Here is a 1,316-nt window from a genome sequence, read left to right as displayed (position 1 = left end):
GAGACTGTAATTTAAATTGTGTATTTGCCTACTTTTGATATGTTAACTCCAACTAAAAAGTAGGCAGATTATGGACGAGAAAAAACTTAAAGCACTTGCGGCTGAGTTCGCAAAAGGAATTAAAACCGAAGCTGATCTCAATCAGTTCACTCGGATGCTCACTAAACTCACCGTTGAAACCGCGTTAAATGCGGAGCTAACTGAGCATTTAGGACATGAGAAAAATGCGCCTAAATCAGGCTCTAACTCACGAAATGGCTACTCATCTAAAACACTGTTAACCGATGATGGTGAATTTGAGTTAAACACACCACGCGACCGTGAAGGCAGCTTTGAGCCCCAGCTAATCAAGAAAAATCAAACACGTATCACTCAAATGGATAGTCAAATCCTCTCTCTTTACGCCAAGGGCATGACAACCCGTGAAATCGTAGCCACATTCAAAGAAATGTACGATGCGGATGTCTCACCCACATTGATTTCAAAAGTCACTGATGCGGTTAAAGAGCAAGTTCAGGAGTGGCAAAATCGGCCCTTAGAATCACTCTATCCTATTGTTTACCTTGATTGTATTGTCGTTAAGGTGCGTCACGATGGCAGCGTCATCAATAAATCGGTTTTTCTTGCTTTAGCCATCAACACCGAAGGACATAAAGAACTCTTAGGGATGTGGATGGCTGAAAATGAGGGCGCTAAATTTTGGTTATCGGTTTTAACGGAGCTGAAAAATCGAGGTGTTCAAGATATCCTGATTGCGTGTGTTGATGGCTTAAAAGGCTTTCCAGACGCCATCAATAGTGTATATCCGCAAACTCAAATCCAGTTATGTATCATACACATGGTACGAAATAGCCTGAAATATGTGTCATGGAAGGATTACAAGGCAGTCACCGCTGGGCTAAAAACGGTGTATCGTGCCGCCACAGAGGCCTCCGCCCTGATAGCACTTGAAAAGTTCGCCCTTATTTGGGATGAAAAATACCCACAAATCAGTAAAAGTTGGTATGCGCATTGGGAGAATTTAAATACGTTTTTTGCTTACCCCGATGATATCCGCAAAGCGATTTACACGACAAATGCGATTGAATCACTCAATAGTGTTATTCGTCATGCCATTAAGAAGCGAAAAGTATTCCCAACTGATGATTCGGTCAGAAAAGTGGTTTATCTCGCCATCGAATCAGCCTCTAAAAAATGGAGTATGCCAATTCAAAACTGGAAACAGGCGATGAGTCGTTTTATTATTGAGTTTGGTGACCGCCTAGACGGTCACATTTAATGAAAGGCAAATACACAGAATTATTTACAGGGTCTAG

General features: G+C 41.7%; 1 protein-coding gene. It reads left to right on the top strand.

What is annotated here, in order from left to right; all coding sequences use genetic code 11:
- Positions 1-70 precede the first annotated feature (70 nt).
- Positions 71-1,279 (top strand): IS256 family transposase, encoded by a 1,209-nt coding sequence (locus tag ACHB7C_RS20700; protein WP_193834265.1) that lies wholly within the window; start codon positions 71-73, stop codon positions 1,277-1,279.
- Positions 1,280-1,316 lie beyond the last annotated feature (37 nt).

The sequence above is a fragment of the Providencia sp. 2024EL-00732 genome, from assembly GCF_044006275.1.
GTDB lineage: Bacteria > Pseudomonadota > Gammaproteobacteria > Enterobacterales > Enterobacteriaceae > Providencia > Providencia huashanensis.
Note: the sequence above shows the minus strand (reverse complement) of the source record. Positions and strands in the feature narration are given on the sequence as shown.